Annotated in this window: 21 protein-coding genes; 7 read left to right on the top strand and 14 right to left on the bottom strand. The window is 66.9% G+C overall.

What is annotated here, in order from left to right; all coding sequences use genetic code 11:
- Window positions 1-28 precede the first annotated feature (28 nt).
- The gene (locus ACKY0W_RS00810) at window positions 29-2,035 is read left to right on the top strand and encodes a M13 family metallopeptidase (RefSeq protein ID WP_409435981.1); all 2,007 of its coding nucleotides are present in this window, start codon (window positions 29-31) and stop codon (window positions 2,033-2,035) included.
- Window positions 2,036-2,081: 46 nt separating this feature from the next.
- Here the strand turns inward: ACKY0W_RS00810 and ACKY0W_RS00805 are convergent, their stop codons facing one another.
- The 4 genes from ACKY0W_RS00805 to ACKY0W_RS00790 all read right to left on the bottom strand — a co-directional run bounded on the left by ACKY0W_RS00805 (window position 2,082) and on the right by ACKY0W_RS00790 (window position 5,526).
- Entirely contained in the window at window positions 2,082-3,212 is a 1,131-nt protein-coding gene (locus tag ACKY0W_RS00805) for a L,D-transpeptidase family protein (RefSeq protein WP_409435980.1), read from the bottom strand.
- A gap of 160 nt (window positions 3,213-3,372) precedes the next feature.
- Window positions 3,373-4,584: an MFS transporter gene (locus ACKY0W_RS00800; protein ID WP_409435979.1), complete on the bottom strand. Its 1,212-nt coding sequence runs from the start codon at window positions 4,582-4,584 to the stop codon at window positions 3,373-3,375.
- Between the two features lie 79 nt (window positions 4,585-4,663).
- On the bottom strand, window positions 4,664-4,957 hold the full coding sequence (locus ACKY0W_RS00795) for a metal-sensitive transcriptional regulator (protein ID WP_406758909.1): 294 nt from the start codon (window positions 4,955-4,957) through the stop codon (window positions 4,664-4,666).
- The gene (locus ACKY0W_RS00790) at window positions 4,954-5,526 is read right to left on the bottom strand and encodes a DUF305 domain-containing protein (protein ID WP_406782322.1); all 573 of its coding nucleotides are present in this window, start codon (window positions 5,524-5,526) and stop codon (window positions 4,954-4,956) included. Before ACKY0W_RS00790 ends, ACKY0W_RS00795 begins: the two co-directional genes overlap by 4 nt.
- 76 nt (window positions 5,527-5,602) lie before the next feature.
- On the opposite strand from ACKY0W_RS00790, the gene ilvD reads away from it, so the two are divergent.
- Window positions 5,603-7,324: a dihydroxy-acid dehydratase gene (gene ilvD, locus ACKY0W_RS00785; RefSeq protein ID WP_409435978.1), complete on the top strand. Its 1,722-nt coding sequence runs from the start codon at window positions 5,603-5,605 to the stop codon at window positions 7,322-7,324.
- A gap of 55 nt (window positions 7,325-7,379) precedes the next feature.
- Here ilvD and ACKY0W_RS00780 read toward each other — a convergent pair whose 3' ends face one another.
- Both ACKY0W_RS00780 and ACKY0W_RS00775 read right to left on the bottom strand, forming a co-directional pair.
- Window positions 7,380-7,823 carry an SPW repeat protein gene (locus ACKY0W_RS00780; RefSeq protein WP_409435977.1) on the bottom strand — a complete coding sequence of 148 codons (444 nt, stop codon included), beginning with the start codon at window positions 7,821-7,823 and terminating at the stop codon, window positions 7,380-7,382.
- Between the two features lie 129 nt (window positions 7,824-7,952).
- The gene (locus ACKY0W_RS00775) at window positions 7,953-8,612 is read right to left on the bottom strand and encodes an O-methyltransferase (protein WP_409435976.1); all 660 of its coding nucleotides are present in this window, start codon (window positions 8,610-8,612) and stop codon (window positions 7,953-7,955) included.
- Between the two features lie 122 nt (window positions 8,613-8,734).
- Here ACKY0W_RS00775 and ACKY0W_RS00770 point away from each other — a divergent pair, with 122 nt between their 5' ends.
- Complete coding sequence (locus tag ACKY0W_RS00770; protein ID WP_125079112.1) at window positions 8,735-8,884, top strand: metallothionein; 150 nt, start codon at window positions 8,735-8,737, stop codon at window positions 8,882-8,884.
- 110 nt (window positions 8,885-8,994) lie between these two features.
- Here the strand turns inward: ACKY0W_RS00770 and ACKY0W_RS00765 are convergent, their stop codons facing one another.
- From ACKY0W_RS00765 to ACKY0W_RS00740, 6 genes are read right to left on the bottom strand one after another with little or no spacing between them, the layout of a single operon-like run.
- Entirely contained in the window at window positions 8,995-9,327 is a 333-nt protein-coding gene (locus tag ACKY0W_RS00765) for an Imm63 family immunity protein (RefSeq protein ID WP_125079130.1), read from the bottom strand.
- 58 nt (window positions 9,328-9,385) lie between these two features.
- Complete coding sequence (locus tag ACKY0W_RS00760) at window positions 9,386-10,399, bottom strand: TNT domain-containing protein (RefSeq protein ID WP_409435975.1); 1,014 nt, start codon at window positions 10,397-10,399, stop codon at window positions 9,386-9,388.
- A gap of 38 nt (window positions 10,400-10,437) precedes the next feature.
- The gene (locus ACKY0W_RS00755; RefSeq protein WP_409435974.1) at window positions 10,438-11,007 is read right to left on the bottom strand and encodes a hypothetical protein; all 570 of its coding nucleotides are present in this window, start codon (window positions 11,005-11,007) and stop codon (window positions 10,438-10,440) included.
- Between the two features lie 59 nt (window positions 11,008-11,066).
- Entirely contained in the window at window positions 11,067-11,576 is a 510-nt protein-coding gene (locus ACKY0W_RS00750; protein WP_024442654.1) for a TIGR04338 family metallohydrolase, read from the bottom strand.
- Window positions 11,573-12,322, bottom strand: a complete 750-nt coding sequence (locus tag ACKY0W_RS00745; protein ID WP_024442653.1) for a DUF2786 domain-containing protein — start codon at window positions 12,320-12,322, stop codon at window positions 11,573-11,575. Before ACKY0W_RS00745 ends, ACKY0W_RS00750 begins: the two co-directional genes overlap by 4 nt.
- Window positions 12,323-12,367: 45 nt before the next feature.
- Complete coding sequence (locus ACKY0W_RS00740) at window positions 12,368-13,207, bottom strand: lysophospholipase (RefSeq protein WP_409435973.1); 840 nt, start codon at window positions 13,205-13,207, stop codon at window positions 12,368-12,370.
- Window positions 13,208-13,255: 48 nt separating this feature from the next.
- Here ACKY0W_RS00740 and ACKY0W_RS00735 point away from each other — a divergent pair, with 48 nt between their 5' ends.
- Complete coding sequence (locus ACKY0W_RS00735) at window positions 13,256-13,999, top strand: glucose 1-dehydrogenase (protein ID WP_409435972.1); 744 nt, start codon at window positions 13,256-13,258, stop codon at window positions 13,997-13,999.
- A 68-nt stretch (window positions 14,000-14,067) separates the two neighbouring features.
- Window positions 14,068-15,192 (top strand): NDMA-dependent alcohol dehydrogenase, encoded by a 1,125-nt coding sequence (locus ACKY0W_RS00730; protein ID WP_067968924.1) that lies wholly within the window; start codon window positions 14,068-14,070, stop codon window positions 15,190-15,192.
- Between the two features lie 4 nt (window positions 15,193-15,196).
- Here ACKY0W_RS00730 and ACKY0W_RS00725 read toward each other — a convergent pair whose 3' ends face one another.
- Complete coding sequence (locus ACKY0W_RS00725; protein ID WP_409435971.1) at window positions 15,197-15,670, bottom strand: LppA family lipoprotein; 474 nt, start codon at window positions 15,668-15,670, stop codon at window positions 15,197-15,199.
- 83 nt (window positions 15,671-15,753) lie between these two features.
- Complete coding sequence (locus tag ACKY0W_RS00720) at window positions 15,754-17,667, bottom strand: alpha/beta hydrolase (RefSeq protein WP_409435970.1); 1,914 nt, start codon at window positions 17,665-17,667, stop codon at window positions 15,754-15,756.
- Between the two features lie 65 nt (window positions 17,668-17,732).
- Here ACKY0W_RS00720 and ACKY0W_RS00715 point away from each other — a divergent pair, with 65 nt between their 5' ends.
- Both ACKY0W_RS00715 and ACKY0W_RS00710 read left to right on the top strand, forming a co-directional pair.
- Window positions 17,733-18,455, top strand: a complete 723-nt coding sequence (locus tag ACKY0W_RS00715) for a pirin family protein (protein WP_409435969.1) — start codon at window positions 17,733-17,735, stop codon at window positions 18,453-18,455.
- A 124-nt stretch (window positions 18,456-18,579) separates the two neighbouring features.
- Window positions 18,580-19,668 carry a phosphodiester glycosidase family protein gene (locus ACKY0W_RS00710; RefSeq protein ID WP_406758892.1) on the top strand — a complete coding sequence of 363 codons (1,089 nt, stop codon included), beginning with the start codon at window positions 18,580-18,582 and terminating at the stop codon, window positions 19,666-19,668.
- Window positions 19,669-19,672: the final 4 nt, after the last annotated feature.

Below are 19,672 nucleotides of genomic sequence, written 5' to 3'. Positions count from 1 at the left end.
TTACGGTTCGCCGTGGAAGGATGGGACGGTGACCTCATCAGCCACCCGATCCGGCCTTGATCTCACCTATATAGATAGTGGCGTGCGGCCGCAGGACGATCTGTTCGGTCACGTCAACGGCCGCTGGCTCGACGGTTACGAGATGCCACCGGACCGTGCCACCGACGGCGCCTTCCGCGCTCTGTTCGACCGGGCCGAGGTCCAGGTTCGTGACCTGCTCAATGAAACCCGCGAGTCGGCCGAGGCGAGTGCGGATGCGGCTGGCACCGACGAGCGCCGGATCGGCGACCTCTACGCCAGCTTCTTGGACGAGCAGACCATCCGCCGGCGCGGGGTGGAGCCGCTGCGCCGGGAGCTGTCCGCGATCGACAATGCCGGAGACCGCGAGGCCCTGGCGCGGGTGCTGGGCGCAGGTCAGCGCGCCGGGGTCGGCGGCGGCGTCGGACTCTATGTGGACACCGACTCGAAGGACTCGACCCGCTACCTGCTGCACCTGAGCCAGTCGGGCATCGGATTGCCCGACGAGTCCTACTTCCGCGAGGAACAGCACGCCGAGATCCTGGCCGCCTACCCCGGACACATCGCGGCGATGTTTGCTCTGGTCTACGGCGGCGCACCGGACGACCACGCCGGGACCGCGGCACGCATCGTGGCGCTGGAGACCCGATTGGCGGGCGCGCACTGGGACGTGGTGAAGCGGCGCGACGCCGAGCTGACGTACAACCTGCGCACCTTCGCCGGGCTGCCGGCCGAGGCGCCCGGCTTTGACTGGGCCGGCTGGGTGGACGCCCTCGGCGTGCATCCCGGCGCCTCAGCCGGACTCGACGAGCTGGTGGTGCGCCAGCCGGACTTTCTGACGGCGTTCGCCGCACTGTGGGAGAGCGCGGACTTCGCCGACTGGCAGGACTGGGCACGGTGGCGGGTCATTCATGCTCGCGCAGGTCTCCTGACCGAGGAGCTGGTCGCCGAGGACTTCGAGTTCTACGGACGGCGGCTGTCGGGCACCGAGCAGATCCGGGACCGCTGGAAGCGTGGCGTGTCAGTGGTTGAGTCCCTGATGGGCGATGCCGTCGGAAAGCTTTACGTAGCAAGGCATTTCCCGCCGGATGCCAAGGCGCGCATCGACGAGTTGGTGGGAAACCTCCGCGAGGCCTACCGGGCGAGCATCACCAACTTGGACTGGATGACCCCGGAAACGCGCGAGCGGGCGTTGGCCAAGCTGGACAAGTTCACCGCCAAGGTCGGCTACCCCACCGCCTGGCGGGACTACTCCGCGCTGGTCACCGACCCAGCCGACCTGTACGGCAACTACCTGCGTGGCTATGCGGTCAACTATGACCGCGAACTGGCCAAGTTGGGCCAGCCGGTGGACCGCGACGAATGGTTCATGACACCGCAGACCGTCAACGCCTACTACAACCCGGGAATGAACGAGATCGTCTTTCCCGCCGCGATCCTACAACCGCCGTTCTTCGACGCCGATGCCGACGACGCGGCCAACTACGGCGGTATCGGCGCGGTGATCGGCCATGAGATCGGGCACGGCTTCGACGACCAGGGCGCCAAGTACGACGGCGACGGCAACCTGATCGACTGGTGGACCGACGCCGACCGCGCCGAATTCGGTTCCCGCACAAGCGCGTTGATCGCCCAGTACGAGAACTATGTGCCGCGTGAACTGGATGGCGACCGCCACGTGAACGGCGCGTTCACCGTCGGGGAGAACATCGGCGATCTCGGCGGGCTTTCCATAGCTCTGCTCGCCTACCAGTTGTCACTGGCCGGCGCCGAGGCCCCGGTGATCGACGGCTTGACCGGTACCCAGCGCGTTTTCTTCGGCTGGGCGCAGGTGTGGCGCACGAAATCCCGTGACGCCGAGGCAATCCGGCGCCTGGCGGTGGATCCGCATTCACCGCCGGAGTTCCGCTGCAACGGGGTGATCCGCAACATGGACGCCTACTACGACGCCTTCGGTGTCACGCCCGACGATGCGCTCTACCTAGAGCCCGCTTCGCGGGTGCGCATCTGGAGCTGATCGCCGCCGAGCGCCCCGGCACGAGCAGCGGTTGCGGGCGCGCCCCCTACATCTGCCAGTCTTGGGAGCCGTCGTTTTTGGTGTAGGTGCCGACGGAGTTCTTCACCACGACGGGATCGCCACTGCCGAAGTTCTCGTAGAACCACTTGGCGTTGGCCGGGCTGAGGTTGATGCAGCCGTGGCTGACGTTGCGCTTTCCCTGATCGGCCACTGACCACGGCGCACTGTGCACGAACCCGCCGCTGTTGTCGATCCGGACCGCATCCTGCACGGTGAGCTTGTATCCCCAGCTGGAGTTCACCGGAACTCCGTAGGTGGAGGAGTCCATCACCACCGTGGGGAACTTCTCCAGCACGTAGTAGGTGCCGTTGGGGGTCTCGTGTCCCCCGGCGCTCATCCCCATCGACATCGGGAAGGTCTTCTCCACCTTGCCGTCTCGGGTGATCGTCATCTGGTGCGTCTTGTCATCGGCGGTGGCCACCAGGGAGTCCCCGGTGCGGAAGCTCGACTTGGTACCACCCGCGTCGATGTTGACGACGGTGTGAGCGGGCCAGAAGTTCAGCGGACGCCATCGCACCTGGCTCGGCGTCATCCAGTAGAACTTGCCGGACACCGGCGGGTTCGACGAGATGTGGATGGCCTGCTCGGCCATCGCCTTGTCGGCGATCGGCCGCTGGAAGTCGATGATGATCGGCTTGGCGACACCCACCATCGAGCCGTTGACCGGGTTGAAGGATGGCGGCAGGAACGGCGCCGTGCCGGTGAACGGCTCCGGATTCTGCCCGACGACCGGTCCGGAGGCGGCGGCCGGCACCGCACCGGGCTGCGCCGGGGCCGACGGGTCTGCCGACCCAGCGGGAACCGCCTGCGGGTCTGGACCCGGGGGGACCCCCTCGGGCGCGGCGGGTAGGCCGGGCGCGAGCTCGGGGGGCGGCGGAGGCGGGAACGCCATCGGGTCGCCCGGCGGCGGCGGAGGCGGCAGCTCAGGCGGGGGCGGCGGGAACTCCGGCGGGGGCGGCGGCGCGGCTGGATCGGCCGGGCCGGCATCCGCTGCGGCCGGGTCGCCGGGCTGCTGGGGCGGGTCGGCCAGTGCTGATCCGCAACCGAGCGTGAGACTCGCGGCCAAGCCAGCGGTGCTGAGCCACGCGCCGAGTTGCGCGAGCTTCCATCCCGACATCTACCTACCTCCGGTCACGATCTTGATCCCAGTGTCTCACAGGACGGTTTCCAGCTAACTCCGACGGCGGACGGAATTCCGCACACAACGACGGAAAGGAGGTTTCTGAACAGCGGCTTTGGCTGTCAGCGAAGTGGCGAACGTTACCGAGCCAGGACGGTCAGGGAACGATGAACAGGCGCTTGCTGGCCACGATGCCGACTGCGGCGATGCCGACCAGCACCGCCGACGCCGCCAACATGGCCGAGGTCCCGGCCCGCTCGAACAACAGCCCGCCGGCCAACGAGCCGCCGGTGATGCCGACCTGAAACGCCGTCACGTACAGCCCCGACGCCCCGTCGGGGTCGTCGGGTGCGGTGCGCATCGCCGCCGACTGCAGCATCGGCGACACGGCCATCGCCATCGCCCCCCACAGCACGATCGCGGCCGCCCCCACCACCGTGGTGCCGGTGGTGTGACGCCCGCCGATCGACAGCGCCGCCAGGACGACGAACGCCGCCGACATCGCAGCCATGCAGCCGCCGGTGACCAATTTGGGCCGGTGATCCACCGGTCGCGCCAACAGCGGCATCGCGATCAGCCCGGCAGCGCCGAACGCGGCCAGCAACCAGGCCAGCCGGGCCCCGGGGACACCGACCACGTCACCGATGATCACCGCGATGAAGGTGTAGGAGATGAAGTGCCCGGTGACGGCGATCAGCATCAGCGTGCTCACCGCCACCAGTCGCCCGTTGCGGTGGTGATGGTTGCCGACCAGCGCCAGTTGGTCGGTGCTGAGCACCAGGGCCGGCAGGGCAAGTCGGGCTGCCAGGGTGATGGCCGCCGCCGCCACCGTGATCACCACTACGGCCAGCCGCCAACCCCACAGCAGACTCATCGCCGAGGTCAGCGGGATACCGACCACCAGTGCCAGGCTGGTGCCGACGTAGATCGCCGTCGTCGCGCGGCCTGAATGGCTAGGTGGCACGAGCCGGGTGGCAATGGGCGCCAGCACCGACCACATCAGGCCGTGCGTGACGGCGCACAGCGCACGGCCGCCGGCCAGCACGGCGAAGTTCGGCGCCAGCGCCGAGATCACCTGCGAGGCGGTCAGGCAGACCAGGGTCAGCAGCAGCACCCGGCGGCGCGGCCAGAATGCGGTCCAGCGCACCAGCGGAAGCGTGGTCGCCGCTGCCACCACCGCATACCAGGCCAGCAAGGTCCCGACCAGCGCCTCGCTCACGCCCAGCCCGGCCGAGATGGCGGGCAGCGCACCCACCGGCAGGATCTCAGCAGTGGCGTAGATGAAAGCCGCGGCGGACAGGATCGCCAACCGTGCCGTGGTCTGTGGCGTCCACGGCCTCAATCGGGCATTTCCGGTTTCGACAGTCATGTGTTGGGGGCAGCGTCGAGTGGTGTGTGCCGCATGGCGCCCCCGGTAACTGCTGGGTCACATGGTAGCGGCGCAGGGGTCAGGAACGAACCAACCGCGCGATTGCGGCCGAAGCTTCGGTGAGTTTCGCATCGCCCTCCGCGCCGCCGGCCGCAACGGCCCCGCTGACGCAGTGCGCCAGGTGCTCGTCGAGCAGGTTCAGTGCCACGGACCGCAACGCGCTGTTGACCGCGCTGATCTGGGTGAGGACGTCGATGCAGTACTTGTCGTCCTCGATCATCTTGGCAATGCCGCGCACTTGACCCTCGATGCGGCGCAACCGCTTGGCGTAGTTGTCTTTGCGCGGGGAGTATCCCGGAGCTTCGGTGGTCATGGCGCCCCCAACAGTTGGTTCATCTGGTTGATCTCGGCTTGCTGAAACGGCACGAGCGAATGCGCGATGCTGATGGCCTCAGGACTCTCGCCGTGTTCGATTTCGTTCTGCGCCATCGCGATAGCGCCACGGTGGTGGGCGATCATCGACTGCAGCCACAACGTGTCGAATGCCTGTCCGCGCAGACCACGCAGCTTGTCTATGGTGGCCTGGTCCACCATGCCGGGAATCTCAGCGGCGTGGTCCCGGCCGGAATGACCGCCGGGGACCTCCCACTGCAACAGTTGCGCCTGGCATCCCTGTAGCTCAGTGCGCTGCTGGGTTGCACTTTGGTCGGCGAACGCCACCAGCGCAGGGTTCGCGCTCTGGCCGGGCGCCAGGGCCGCCAGCTCCAAGCCCTGCTGGTGGTGGATCACCATGTCCTCCAGAAACGTCACGTCCGCTGGACTGCCGATGGCCATTCCCGCCGAACTGGTCGACGTCTCGGGCGCCGGCGTGGGCGCGTGATGGCACCCGCCGGCGGCCATGCCGACACCGGCCGCGACGACGACGGTCAGGAGCGTTCTCATGCGCCCACTTTAGCGCATACCCCCGCGGGGTATTTATTCGTTTTGCCCGGTCCGACCCTAGCGGCATACTGAGCTGGTGAATTCGCCGAGCACCGACGCCGCCGGGGCGTCCGTCGACATCAAACCGCGCAGTCGTGACGTCACCGACGGCCTGGAGAAGACCGCCGCCCGCGGCATGTTGCGCGCCGTCGGCATGGGCGACGACGACTTCGCCAAGCCCCAGATCGGTGTGGCCTCCTCATGGAACGAGATCACGCCCTGCAACCTGTCACTGGACCGGTTGGCCAAAGCCGCCAAAGAGGGCGTTCTGGAGGCCAGCGGTTACCCGCTGGAATTCGGCACCATCTCGGTCTCCGACGGCATCTCGATGGGCCACGAGGGCATGCACTTCTCCCTGGTCTCCCGCGAGGTCATCGCCGACAGCGTCGAGACCGTGATGTGCGCCGAGCGACTCGACGGCTCGGTGCTGCTGGCCGGCTGCGACAAGTCGCTGCCCGGGATGCTGATGGCCGCGGCACGCCTGGACCTGGCCTCGGTCTTCCTCTACGCGGGCTCCACCATGCCGGGCTATGCCCAGCTGTCCGACGGCACCGAGCGTGAGGTGACGATCATCGACGCGTTCGAGGCGGTCGGCGCCTGTTCACGCGGGCTGATGTCTCGTGAAGACGTCGACATCATCGAACGGTCCATCTGCCCCGGAGAGGGCGCCTGCGGCGGCATGTACACCGCCAACACCATGGCCAGTGCGGCTGAGGCGCTGGGCATGTCACTGCCGGGCAGCGCCTCCCCGCCGGCGATCGACCGGCGCCGTGACGGGTATGCGCGCGCCAGCGGCCAGGCGGTGGTGGAGTTGCTGCGCCGGGGTATCACCGCTCGTGACATCTTGACGAAAGAGGCGTTCGAGAACGCGATCGCGGTGGTGATGGCGTTCGGCGGGTCGACCAACGCGGTGCTGCACCTGCTGGCTATCGCCCGCGAAGCCGAGGTGGATCTGACCCTGGCCGACTTCTCTCGAGTGGGCGCCAAGGTGCCGCACCTGGCGGACGTCAAGCCGTTCGGGGCGCACGTCATGTACGACATCGACAAGATCGGCGGGGTGCCGGTCATGTTGAAGACGTTGCTGGAAGCTGGTCTGCTGCACGGAGACTGCCTGACCGTCACCGGAAAGACGATGGCGGAGAACATCGCCGAGCTCAATCCCCCGGTCGTCGACGGCAAGGTGTTGCACGCGCTGACCAACCCGATCCACCCGACCGGTGGCATCACCATTCTGCGTGGCTCGCTGGCGCCCGACGGCGCGGTGGTCAAGTCCGCGGGCTTCGACACCGACGTGTTCGAGGGCACCGCACGGGTTTTCGACGGCGAGCGGGCAGCACTGGACGCTTTGGAAGACGGCACGATCAGCGCCGGCGACGCCGTGGTGATCCGCTACGAGGGCCCCAAGGGCGGACCCGGCATGCGGGAGATGCTGGCGATCACCGGCGCGATCAAGGGCGCCGGCCTCGGCAAGGACGTCCTGCTACTGACCGACGGCCGGTTCTCCGGCGGCACCACCGGCCTGTGCGTCGGCCACATCGCCCCCGAAGCGGTGGATGGCGGGCCGGTCGCGTTCCTGCGTGACGGCGACAAGATCCGCCTCGACGTGGCCAACGCGACCCTGGACGTGGTGGCGGATCCGAACGAATTCGCCACGCGCGCCCAGGGTTTCACCCCGCCGCCGCCGCGTTACACCACCGGCGTGCTGGCCAAGTACCGCAAGCTGGTGGGCTCCGCCGCCATCGGCGCGGTCTGCGGCTAGCCTTCGGCGGTCGGTGGGCCCACCAGCCCGCGGGGGACTCTTCGCGATCGGGTGATCAGGCGTGCCGGGCTGACTCGCCCCGCGCCCGCATACCGAAGTACGCGGCGTTAAGGCCGAGGATCGTCAACACCGCACCGGTGATCACGTTGGACCAGATCATGTCGGTGCTCGGCGATCCGTGCAGCAGGATCCAGGGCGATGCCATGAACCACACGCCGAAGACCGGCAGGGTCCACGCCAGGCCGTGCATGCGGTCCAGCGCCGCCGCCATCCCGCACGCCAGGAATGCGACGCAGAGTCCCACGACCAGGTTGTTGACGGCCAGCCGGGTGCTCGCGTCGAATCCGACAATCCACGGGGATACGGCCCCGTAGACGGCCGCAAGCAGCGTCAATCCGAAGGTTCCCTGCGCAGTCATCGACTCGGCGGCGCGCTCGTACCGTGCACGCAGAGCTAACAGATCAGGGTGGTGATCGATTGATGAATGGACTGTACTCATTTCGTAACCTTTCTGTTATTTAACAGGCGGTTTGGTGCCAGCTGCACCCATCCATCTGATGAAAGATTACGCCCGGACGCTGTTCGCCAGCAACGAAAAATTAGCCAGCAAGACGGGGGTCGGCCACCGCTAGTCGACGATGGCCAGGGCGAAGCCGTCCCAGCCCTTGGCCCCGACTGTCTGCAGCGCTGCGGCCCGCAACCGCGGATGTTTGCCCATCAGCTCCAACACGTCCCGGCTACCGCGCGCCGTCGCGTCATCCGAGCGCGGGTGAAGGATCGCGCCCTCGCGGATCACGTTGTCCACCACGATCACCGAGCCGGGACGACTCAGCTGCACGGCCCAATTCAGGTAGCCGACGTTGTTCTCCTTGTCGGCGTCGATGAACACCAGGTCGAACGGGTCGCCGGTCAGCGTCGGCAGGGTCTCCAGTGCGGCACCCACCAGAATCTGCACCCGGTCACCGACGCCGGCACGGTCCAGGTTGGCGCGAGCGACCTCGGCATGCCTGGGCTCGTACTCCAGCGTCACCACCGAGCCGGTAGGCCCGACGGCGCGCGCCAGCCAGATGGTGCTGTAGCCGCCCAGTGTGCCGATCTCCAGGATGCGGCTGGCACGGGCCGCGGTCGCCAGCAGATTCAGAAACTTGCCTTGTTGTACCGAAACCGCGATCGGCGGCAGTCCGGCCTCGTCGCTGGCGGCCAGCGCTGTCGTCAGCGCCGGGTCCTCTCCGGCGTACAGGTTGTCCAGCAGGGTATCGATTTCGCGGGGCGTGGGCTTTTCAGTCACTTAACCCAGGCTAGCCCGCGATCGCGGTTCTGGCTCCCGAATTTTCTTTACCCTATACCCCTATGGGGTATATAGTCGGGGAACCCGGCACCCGCTGGGGATCACAGAGGAAGGTGTGACACATGGCGAACTACGAGGATGGGACCGTACTGACGTGCGGCCACGACGGCTGTGGATGCCGGGTGCGTATCGAGACTGCGTGCCACTGCTCCGGTGCGAACGTGAGCTACCGCTGCACCTGCGGCGACGAACTGGTACCCGTCAGCAGCTGACGACAGACGGCGCCGGTGACGCACAACCTCGACCGTTGTGCGTCACCGGCGCCTGTTCTTGGTCTACACCACCTGGTCTGCTGAGGCCATGACAGAACCGACGCAGATCGTCACAAGGGTTCGCCGATGTCTGGAAGTAGCGCAATGTCCTGCGGTTGCCCGTTGCGGAAGAGGGCCGCGGTCTCACGGACATTTCTCTTCGCCCAGCCGACATTGAATTCGCTTAGCACCTCGTATTCATACCTGAAACGCTCTCGACGGTCACCGACTTCCCTAGATGCTTGTCGCGAGACGATACCTGCGCAGTACCAATAAAGTAGGTCATCGAGACTTCCCACCCGGTCGAATCCAAGTTTTCCCCGCTCGTAGAAGGTGAAGTGGTAGGAGCCATCCTCGTCGACGAAGATATTGAGCCCGTCATTGGTCCGTAGCCCGACAGGCATGGACCGGGCACCTAGGGCTTCCGACAGTTGATCGATCTCCACCTGGAGCGCGTTGGATTTATCGTCCAAAGGGCGGTCCATACTCATCGAGAACCCCTCGTCTTACGAGCTCCCACACGGATGGCCGGATGCCGTCGGGCGCAGTGATTACATATTGCGTCGCATTTGGCGATGGCGCCTGTCCGTAGTAAGGCTCAACTGGCCCTTGCACTATTTCCCAGCCGTCAGGCAATGGTTTCCCGGTGACAATATATCGATTGTAGTCCGAACCGACCGATTCCGGCGCCAAAGACCGGTCCGCAAATGGTGTGCCGTCTGGCGAGAGGTAGTGGCCCCATTCAGTACCGAACCTGTCGATAATCGTACCTTCAGTCAACTGTGCGGGCTGCGGAATATAGCCCGCCGGAAACCCGCCGTTTTCAGGCCAGACCCTCGTTTCAGGCCTGCCGAAGCTGGCCTCAAATTCTTGCCACGACAGACCGCCGGTCGGATTCCAGCCGCGCAGAACGGCAGCCGGTGCACCGCCCTCGGTCAGAACTTCGGCGGGCAGCCCCGCGCGGACTATTGCTCCCTCCGCGCCAAAGGGAAGGGTCACCGCGGCGGCACTGACATCGAAAGCCTTCTCGCCCAGGAAGTAGGCGGGACTGGGCGCGTTCAGGGCGTCTTTGACTTGTGCGACGCCCGCGCCGACCGGGTTGAGGAAGGAGTTACCGAGCCCCTTCGCCAGGCCACCCCACGATTCCAGGACCCCGGGGGCACCTGGGCCGCCCTGCCCGAGCAGGTTCTTGACGGCCCCTTCGGTGGTTCGCCAACGTTCCCCGAAGGCATCGCCGAACCCCAACGGCGCCCGCCGCTGCGACTCGGGGGCAACGTAGCGCGATAGCGGCTGTTGGGCCTGCAGCACCGCTGCGTTGATGCGCGCTTCGATCTGATCCGGCGGAACTCCGTCGTTGGCCAGGATGTCCCGAGCCAAGACCTTGAAACTCTCCACATCCGCGGGGCTCAACGGCACCGGCGCAGCGGGCACGCCGTCTGCCGGCACGTCGCGGTCGGCCTCGAAGCTGCGTGCCACGACACCGGGGTCGTAGCCATCCTTGACCCGCAGGTTCGTCAGCGCAGACTGCAGCACCTTGGCATAGCCGCCGCGGATAAGCGTGACGTTGACAGGACCGTCCGTGTGTCGGTTATCGCACCGTCCCAACACTTTTCGATCAGGCCATCAACGTCGTCGCCGTGCAACGTGTACGCCAAGTAGTGGGTGTTGTAGTCAGCCAGATACTCGTCGTAGCCCCGCAGATTCGCATTGAGCGCCTCGATCTGCTCATCGCAGCGCTGCCGGGCCTGGGCCAGGGCGGCGGCGATGGTCTCCAAGTCGGCTGCGATCTGGCCGAGCTGCTGGTTGGAGGCGCGCAGGCCGTCCTTGACCCGTTGCACCTCGGCGCTGTTGTTGATCGGCTGCTCGCCGTTCTCGCGGTTGTACTGCTCGAAGTGCTGCTGGGCGGTGCGGAAGGCTTCCTCGGCCGCGGTGGACGAGCCGGCCGCCGAATGAAACGCCTGCGCCAGGAAGTTGATCTGGGCGGGGCTGCCGGCCTGCACGCCGTCGTCAACGGCCCACGGATCACCGCCCGCGGCGGCAACAAGGTCACCGAGCCCGAGATGCTGCAGGCTCGGACGACTCACGGCGCACCCGCGCTACTCGCCATCGTCAGATCATGACCGACACCGCACCGGAGCGCACGTCACCGCACACCCTCTTTGGCGAACACCACCCGCAGCACATAGCCCAACTCCGGGCCCATCACCATTTCGGCCAACGCACAGAACGTCGCTACGAACTCCGGGCCGTGCGGCGGCCGAGCATCACACAGATGGTGCGCAATCTCATGCAGCACCACCAGTTCTCGCAACGCCCAGTCCACGCCGCGTTGATCCGGCACGGCGATAACGCCTGCTGCGCCGATCTTTTCGTAATGCGCCGCCGTGGCGCCGCGGCGTGCGCGCACGGTCAACTGCGTCGCATCGGGCCACCGAGCGCGCACCGTCGACAGTGCCATGACGTCATCGGCGTAGCGCTGGACGGCGGCCACCGAACCGAAGCGGGCCTCGGGCGGCAATGTCAGCTCGGCACCGAAGAACTCCAGATTGCGCCTGCCGGTCTCGGCGGCGCGGTCGAACAAGGTGCGGATGAAGACCTCCGCGGCGTAGACCTTGGCGCGCTGACCATCGCGCTCTGAAGCGTTGCCGCTCACCGCTCCAGCGCGGACCGCGCCACCGACAGCTCAGCACTGTCGCCCAGCCGGGCTTTGCGCCCAGCCCGATCCCCGGCCCGACGCGCCGCGGATGAATACCCTGCCGACGCCCGGGTGGCCCGCCAGGTGCCGCGCGCCTTCGACGTACCGCGGTAGAAGTCGCGCAGTTCCAGCTCCTTGTTACGCAACGCGATCGCGGTGCCCGGTGCCCTGTTCCGATCCTTCTCGGCATCGCGTCGGGTCTCATCGCGGGCCTCGGCCAGCCGCTGGCCGACCCGCGCGCCGAACGCCAGGTGGAAGTTCAGCCGAGCGGTGATGGTCGGGGTGGGGCGGTGCTCGCCGGTGGCGATATAGGTGTCCGAGGCCCGGACCATCTGAACGACCAGGCTGGCATAGAGGGCGTGGGTGGCGTCGATGTCCTCGGCGAAGCCGTAGGCGTACACATAGGTCGAATTGGTCGCCACGTCGCAACGCACGTCGTTGGCCGTGGCGATCCCGACGAACAGCTGCACATAGGTGCGCAGCCCCCGCGCACCGGGCGCTCCGATGGTGATGGTGCGCTGCACCGGCGCGGTGGCCGCTGTTCGGGTGGCGGAGTGCGCACGAGCCACCGCCAGGTCGATAGAGGTCGCGGTGGCGAGCCGTTGCGCCGCCGCCATGAATGCGTCGGCTTCGTGGGCGTTGTCGGTGCCCTCGGCCTGGCGCAACAGGGCGGCGATCCGCGCCAACATCTTGTCGTCGCTCATGGCCGCCACGCTAACCGACGCCGGCGACACCGCGCCGACGGCAACTCACAGGTGCGCGTCGATCCAGCCCACCACGTCGTCGAGCACCTGCGCGCGCTCTGGTTCGTTGAATACCTCGTGGTAGAGCCCCGGGTAGACGGTCAGCTGCACGTCGTCCGAACCGACGCACTGCACCAGCCGCGTGCTGCCCTCGGCGGGCACCAGACCGTCTTCGGCCCCATGTACCACCAGCAGCGGCACCGTCAGTGCCTGCGCCCGCGTCGGCATGGTCTCGCCGACCTTGATCAGCGCCCGTGCCACCCCGGCCGGTACTCGACCGTGGTGCACCAGGGGGTCCTCGTTGTAGGCGACCACCACTGCCGGGTCACGCGAGACCAGGGCACTGTCGAGTTTCTCCACCGGCAGGCTCGGCGCGACGACCCCGACCGCCTTGGCGACGAACGCCAACCCCGGCGACACCGTGTCGGTCATCGCCACCGCGGGTCCCGACAGCACCATCAGCTGGTAGTCGTCGGGCCGGTCGACGCCGTAACTGAACACGATCGCCCCGCCCATGCTGTGGCCGAGCACCACGCGCGGCACTCCGAGGTATTCACGGGCAGCGATGCCCGACAGCGTGTGGAAGTCACCGGTGTACTCCCCGATGTCGCGGCACAGCACTCGCTTGCCGCCCGAGCGCCCGTGTCCGCGGTGGTCCAACGCATACGTCACCAACCCCGCCGCACCGAACCGCTCTGCGACGTGGTCGTAGCGACGGGCGTGCTCACCGAAGCCGTGGGACAGCACCACCACGGCGCGTGGCGGTGCGTCCGGCGTCCACGTGTCGTAGACGATCGGAACGCCCCGCACTCCATCGAAGGTTCGCTCGGTGCGGGTCACAGCCATCAGGGCAGCGTAACGGGCAAAGCGCCCGCCCAGGTAACCTCGCCAGCCATGGGACGAGTCGAGGGCAAAGTTGCGCTGATCAGCGGCGGCGCGCGGGGAATGGGCGCGGCACACGCCCGGGCGCTGGCCGCCGAGGGCGCCAAGATCGTGATCGCGGACGTCCTGGAGGACGAGGGCAGCAAACTCGCCGACGAGCTGGGGGCCCACACCGCCCGGTTCGTCCGCCTCGACGTCACCCAGGCCGACCAGTGGCAAGCGGCCGCGGCGACCGCGGTCGATGCCTTCGGCAGCCTCAACGTCGTGGTCAACAACGCCGGGATCGCCAAATACAACACCCTGGAGAACTTCGACGCCGCCGCCTGGCAGCAGGTTCTCGACGTCAACCTGACCGGAACCATGCTGGGCATGCACGCCGCTGTCGCGCCGATGAAGGCAGCCGGCGGCGGCTCCATCATCAACATTTCCTCGGTGGAAGGCATGCGTGGCACCGCCGGCCTCTACGGCTATGTCGCGTCGAAGTGGGGGGTGCGCGGGCTGGCCAAGGCCGCCGCCGTGGAGCTGGCGCCGCACAACATCCGGATCAACAGTGTGTTGCCCGGGCTGATCCGTACCCGAATGACAATCGCGATCCCCGATGACTCGCTGCAGATTCCGCTGGGCCGGGGCGCCAAGTCGGCGGAGGTGTCCACCGCGGTGGTTTTCCTGGCCTCCGACGAGTCCTCCTACATGACCGGGGCCGACATCGTTATCGACGGGGGCCTGTCGGTGGGTATCCCCCACAAGACTGGATAGGACAGCATCTTCCCAGCTAAGAGCACCCGTCGGGGCAACTTCTGAAACGTGTTCTATGATGGCCGGTCATGAAGACCAAGGGCGCATTGTTGTGGGAGCTGAACTCGCCGTGGCGGGTCGACGAGATCGAGCTGGGCGACCCCGTTGAAGGCGAAGTCCAGGTCCGGATGCACGCCGCGGGGATGTGCCACTCCGATTACCACCTGACCACCGGAGCTACCCCGATGGCCCTGCCGGCGCTGGGCGGGCACGAGGGCGCCGGCGTCATCACCAAGGTCGGCAAGGGCGTCACCGGCCTGGAGGAGGGCGACCACGTCGTCATGGCCTTCATCCCGGCCTGTGGCAACTGTCCGCCGTGTATGAAGGGCTTCCGCTCGCTGTGTGACCGCGGGGCGGTACTGCTGGGCGGCAAGGCCATCGCCGACGGCACCAACCGGATCCACGCCGGCAGCCACGAGGTCTCGGCGATGAATCTGCTCGGCACCTTCTCGCCCTACATGACCGTGCACCAGGACTCCGTGGTCAAGATCGACAAGGACGTGCCGTTCGAGACCGCGGCCATCATGGGCTGCGCGGTGCCGACCGGGTTCGGTTCGGCCACCAACGTCGCCGAGGTCAAGCCCGGCGAGACCGTGATCATCATCGGTGTCGGCGGTATCGGCATGAGCGCCCTGCAGGGCGCGGTGCTCTCCGGCGCGCGCCGCGTCATCGCGATCGACCCGGTGCCCTTCAAGCGCGACCAGGCCGTCAAGTTCGGTGCCACCCACGTCTACCCGTCGATGGCCGAGGCGATCATGCCGGTCATGGAGGAGACCTGGGGCCTGATGGCCGACAAGGTGATCATCGCCGTCGGCGACATGAAGGGCGAGTACATCGAAGAGGCGCTCATCCTGACCGCCAAGACCGGCACCTGCGTGGTCACCGGGATGGGCTCGATGGTCGACGCCGACGTCAAGCTGAACCTGTTCTTGTTCACCATGTTGCAGAAGACGTTGAAGGGCAACATCTTCGGCGGCGGCAGCTCGCACATCGAGACGCCCAAGCTGGTGGGTCTGTACAAGTCCGGGCTGCTCAAGATCGACGAGATGATCACCACGACTTACAAGCTCGAGGACATCAACACCGGCTACCAGGACATGGTCGACGGCAAGAACATCCGCGGCGTGATCACCTACGACGAGTCGGACTGGTAGGCGGTTACTTCGCCTCCCGCGGCAGCCGGCAGCCGGTGTAACCGGAGACCACCAGGTTGCCGCGGTAGCCGACCTTGATGAAAAGGCCGGTGGGACCGTAGAAGCCGACGTCGTGATTGCCCGGCTGGTTCTGCATCACCTGCACCTCGGTGGCGTCCAGCTTCGCTGCCGCCTCCTTGGCGGTCTGTTCAAGCTTGGCCCAGGCCTGCTCTGACACCGCGACATCGCGGGCAACCGCGTCCGGCAGGAAGTAACGCTTACCGTCGGTTTGCTCGTATGGCCGCTCGCAATTTCCGCCGTCGCCCTCGTCCAGTGTCTCCCAGACGATGGACGGGATGAGTTGTCTTGCGGCGGCCGTTATCTCATTCATCGTGGCGGCTACCTGAGTTTGAGTGTCCTCAAACGACGGCAAAGACTTGAGCACGGCCAAGGCCTCGGCGGCGACGCTGGGCGGAGTGGGTTCATACGGTTGCGTCATGTGACATCCTGCGGTGAGTGCGGCGATGGCCAAGACAGTGAACAGGCATCGTCGCGGCTGGGGTGGGGACACTCGGTGAAACATCAATTTCCTTGAACCGCCTTGTCGCCCAGGCCGGCGAGGACGGCGGCGATGTTGTAGTTGGTCGTTCGAAGGCCTCCGCCGTCGGGGAAGCGGGGGTAGTCACTGTGTCCGTGAGCCTCTTGCAGGGTGATGGTGCCGCCGTGGCCGTCGGACACTATCGCGGCACCGGTTTCCAAGCGGGTGAATTCGGGGTTGGTGGCCGGGTTGGGCCCGAAGTCGCCGAGCTCGTTGTTGAGGTAGGTGCCGATGATCGGAATGCCCTGGCCGACCGCTCTGGCGTCGTAGACCCATTGGATCTTGTCGTCGGGGGCTTCCATGGCGAACACCTGACCGGGCTGCAGGTGCAGGTCCTGGGGTGTGGACGCCTCGATGCCGGGAGACCCGTAGAACAGCGCCCGCGACACGCCGTGATCGCCGGGCTCCTGCAGGGCCAGTCCGGTGGTCAGCGATCCGTAAGAGTGCCCGATCGCGGTCAGGTCGGCGGGCCCGCCCAGGTGCGAGGCCTGGATCCCGTCGTAGAAGCGAGCCAGATCGTGCGCGCCGGAGCGGGCGAGGTCGTCGTGGGTGACTCCCCAGAGTCCGGCCAGCGATGCGGTCTTGTCGTCGAAGCCGGGAACCTGCGGGGGGTCGTACCCGATCCAGGCGATCGTCGAGACGGTATCGCTCTCGTGTCCCGGGTCGAACCGCAATTGCCGCAGTGCTTCCCGTCTGACGTTGGTGGCCTCTTCCGCCATGCTTTCGATGCCCCCGTGCACCGTGGTGTTGAGCCCAGGGGTGGTGACCGACACGTGGGTCGCCTTGTCCGGATCTCCGACCGCGATGGCCGCGCGGGCCTGCGTTCCGCTCTGAGTGTCCAGCAGCATCAGTTTGCGATCCGGACTGGCCCGCAGCACCGAGTCGACGGCCCGCAGGTCAGGTAGATACTTGGCGCCTTCGCGCGCGGCGTCATATTGACGTTGCCAATTCTCGTAGGCGACGCGGTCATCGAAAATCGCCCCCGGCTCATTGGGACGCGGAATGTTGTTGCCGGCAGCCCAGTCCGGATGCTGGTTCTTCAATGCGTCGGCCTGCGCCGCGGCGCCCTGAGCCCGGCTGAGTTCGTCGGCCAGGTGCAGCTTGTTGTAGTGGTCGTAACCCAAGTGGTCCGGCGGATCGCTGGGCATGCCCGGATGGTTGCCGATGTTGTGGTCGGCGTTGTAGAGCCACTCCTTCTGTCCAGGAGTCAGGCTGTTCCAGTAGTCGTTGAACTGCTTGGGATCGTCGGGCACGGGTCCCGGGGGCGGCGCCGGCGCGTCCGCGTCGAACTTGCGCACCGTCACGTCAGGGTCGTAGCCGTCCCGTACCCGCAGATTCGTCAGGGCCTGTTGCAGGGTCTTGGAGTAGCCGTTGCGGATGACCGTGGCGTTGTGCAGCGCGGTCGCGGTGTCGTCCATGGCCAGCTGACGGCACTCGGCGATGTCCGCGTCGTGGTCGTAGCCCTGATTCTCCTGCTCCAGGTACACCCCGATACGGGCGTCGAGGACGATCAGGTTGGCGTTGAGCGCGGTGATGTTGGCCAGCGAGGCGGCGCGGGCCTGTGCCAAGGCCGCGGCGATGGTCTCCAGGTCGGCGGCGATCTGGCCGAGCTGCTGATTGGTGGCGTGCAGGCCGTCCTTGACCCGCTGCACTTCGGCGCCGTTGTTGATCGGTTGCTCGCCGTTCTCCCTGTTGTACTGCTCGAAGTGCTGTTGGGCGGTGACGAACGTTTCCTCGGCCGTTGTCGCCGAGCCGGCGGCCGAGTGGAATGCCTGGGCCAGGAAGTTGATCTGGGTGGGGCTGCCGGCCTGCAGACTGTCGTCGACCGCCCACGGATCGCCCCCGGCCGCCGCGATGAGGCTGTCCACCTGAAGGTGCTGCAGGCTGGGACGGCTCACCCGACTGAGGCTAACCCGTAGCGACCAACGGAACCAGCCGCTTTGGCGCGCTAACCTTGGCGGTCATGACCAGCCTGCTTGATGTACGACGGGCTGATGACCGTGCGACCACCCGTGCGCCGTGGCTGAACTCGCGGCATTCGTTCTCGTTCAACGATTACTACGACCCGGATAACACCCATCACGGGCTGCTGCTGGTCAACAACGATGACGTCGTCGCGCCGGGTGCTGGCTTTGACACCCACCCGCACCGCGACGCGGAGATCGTCACCTGGGTGCTGGCCGGCGCGTTGAGCCACCACGATTCGATCGGCAACGCAGGCGTCATTCATCCTGGCCTGGCGCAACGGATGTCGGCAGGCACCGGCATTCTGCATTCGGAGAAGAACGAATCCGCCAGCGAGCCGGTGCATTTCATCCAGATGTGGATCATGCCGGATACCCCGGGGCGCACGCCGGGTTATCAGCAGCACGACATCGGCGAGGCACTGGCGGGCGGTGGGCTCATCACCGTCGCCTCGGGCAGTGACCCCGACGCCGCGATCAGCATCGGCAACGCGGGTGCCACGCTGTACGTCGCGCAGTTGCAGCCCGGAGACCATGTCGGACTACCCGATGCGCCGTATACCCATCTGTTCGTCGCGGCCGGCCACGTCGATCTGGAGGACACCGGTGCGCTACACACCGGCGACGCGGTCCGCTGCACCGGCGGCGGCGGTCAACGCCTTACCGCATCCGCACCGTCGGAGATCCTGATCTGGGAGATGCACAGCCGCCTCGGCGGCTGATCGCTGGCCATAACCAATCCGCCACCGACGCAGCACAATCCGGTCACGTAGGTTGTCCCGGCGGTTTCGGTGGCTACCGTAGGAATTTGGTGTCTCCCCCAGTCCGGAGCCGAAGGGATGAACAGTGTCGACTCCAGTGGCTTTCGCGCGCCGACTGGCGGCCGGCTGCGCCGCGGTGCTGCTCTGCGCAACCCTGGCGATCGGCCCTGGCCAGCCGACCGCGCGTGCCGCCGCCCAAGACCAGTTGGCCGCCGCGATCGCCCGGACCCCGGGCTCCTACCTGGTGTACAACTTCGGCAGCGGGCATCCCACACCGATGCTCAACGCCGCCGGCGACTGGTATGAGATGTCCGGCGGCGGGCATCTGGTGGTCCTCAAGTCGGCCTCGCAACGCATCGAGCCGCACCTGCTGGTCGACAGTCATAGCGGCGCTCAGAGCCGCTGCGAGCGCGATCCGCGGGCCCGCACCAGCGAGGGCCTGATGCAAGCCTCCGAGCTCTACACCCCGCTGCAGGCCTGGCAGGTGCTGGGCCGGCCGATGGTGGCGATCAACGCCAACTTCTTCGACATCCGCGGCCAGCGGGGCGGATCCTGGCGAACCACCAAGTGCAGTTCCCCACTGGGCGCCTACGTCGACAACACCCGCGGCAAGGGCCGGGCCAACGTCGCGGTCACCGGCACCGTCCCCTACGCCGGCAAGCAAGGACTGTCCGGCGGCAACGAGCACTGGTCGACGCTGACCACGATGATCCTGCCGACTCGCGGCGCACCATATGTGTTGTGGCCGCGCGGCGGTCGCGACGGTGGGGACTACGACTCGGCCGGGCCGACGGTCACCGGCCTGGTGGAACGCGGGGACCGGTTCGTCGCGGTGAGCGGACTGGGATTGCTGGCCCCGGGCGTCACCGGGCAACTGAACGACGGCGGGCCGAGCGCGGCACGCACCGCCGTGGGCTATTCACGAGCCAAGGACGAGCTGTATATCTTCCAGGGCGGCCACTACACACCCGACAACATGCAGGATCTGTTCCGCGGCCTGGGCAGCGACCACGCCATCCTGCTCGACGGCGGTTCTTCGTCGGCGGTGGTACTGCGCCGCGACTCCGGCGGAATGTGGACCGGCGCCGGGGTGCCACGCGGATCCTGTGACACCGCACAGGTGCTGTGCGACGCGCACGAACGCGGGCTGCCCAGCTGGCTCGGATTCAATTGATCAG

This window comes from Mycobacterium sp. SMC-14 (assembly GCF_046250075.1).
Taxonomy (GTDB): Bacteria; Actinomycetota; Actinomycetes; order Mycobacteriales; family Mycobacteriaceae; genus Mycobacterium.
This window is presented reverse-complemented; position numbering and strand designations above follow the sequence as displayed.

Coding starts and splice junctions, on each gene's coding strand:
- ACKY0W_RS00805 (WP_409435980.1), bottom strand. CDS start 3,212: ATGTCGGGATGGAAGCTCGCGCAACTCGGCGCGTGGCTCAGCACCGCT.
- ACKY0W_RS00730 (WP_067968924.1), top strand. CDS start 14,068: ATGAAGACCAAGGGCGCATTGTTGTGGGAGCTGAACTCGCCGTGGCGG.
- ACKY0W_RS00745 (WP_024442653.1), bottom strand. CDS start 12,322: ATGAGCGACGACAAGATGTTGGCGCGGATCGCCGCCCTGTTGCGCCAG.
- ACKY0W_RS00735 (WP_409435972.1), top strand. CDS start 13,256: ATGGGACGAGTCGAGGGCAAAGTTGCGCTGATCAGCGGCGGCGCGCGG.
- ACKY0W_RS00795 (WP_406758909.1), bottom strand. CDS start 4,957: ATGACCACCGAAGCTCCGGGATACTCCCCGCGCAAAGACAACTACGCC.
- ACKY0W_RS00740 (WP_409435973.1), bottom strand. CDS start 13,207: ATGGCTGTGACCCGCACCGAGCGAACCTTCGATGGAGTGCGGGGCGTT.
- ACKY0W_RS00770 (WP_125079112.1), top strand. CDS start 8,735: ATGGCGAACTACGAGGATGGGACCGTACTGACGTGCGGCCACGACGGC.
- ACKY0W_RS00780 (WP_409435977.1), bottom strand. CDS start 7,823: ATGAGTACAGTCCATTCATCAATCGATCACCACCCTGATCTGTTAGCT.
- ACKY0W_RS00790 (WP_406782322.1), bottom strand. CDS start 5,526: ATGAGAACGCTCCTGACCGTCGTCGTCGCGGCCGGTGTCGGCATGGCC.
- ACKY0W_RS00765 (WP_125079130.1), bottom strand. CDS start 9,327: ATGCCTGTCGGGCTACGGACCAATGACGGGCTCAATATCTTCGTCGAC.
- ACKY0W_RS00715 (WP_409435969.1), top strand. CDS start 17,733: ATGACCAGCCTGCTTGATGTACGACGGGCTGATGACCGTGCGACCACC.
- ACKY0W_RS00725 (WP_409435971.1), bottom strand. CDS start 15,670: ATGACGCAACCGTATGAACCCACTCCGCCCAGCGTCGCCGCCGAGGCC.
- ACKY0W_RS00800 (WP_409435979.1), bottom strand. CDS start 4,584: ATGACTGTCGAAACCGGAAATGCCCGATTGAGGCCGTGGACGCCACAG.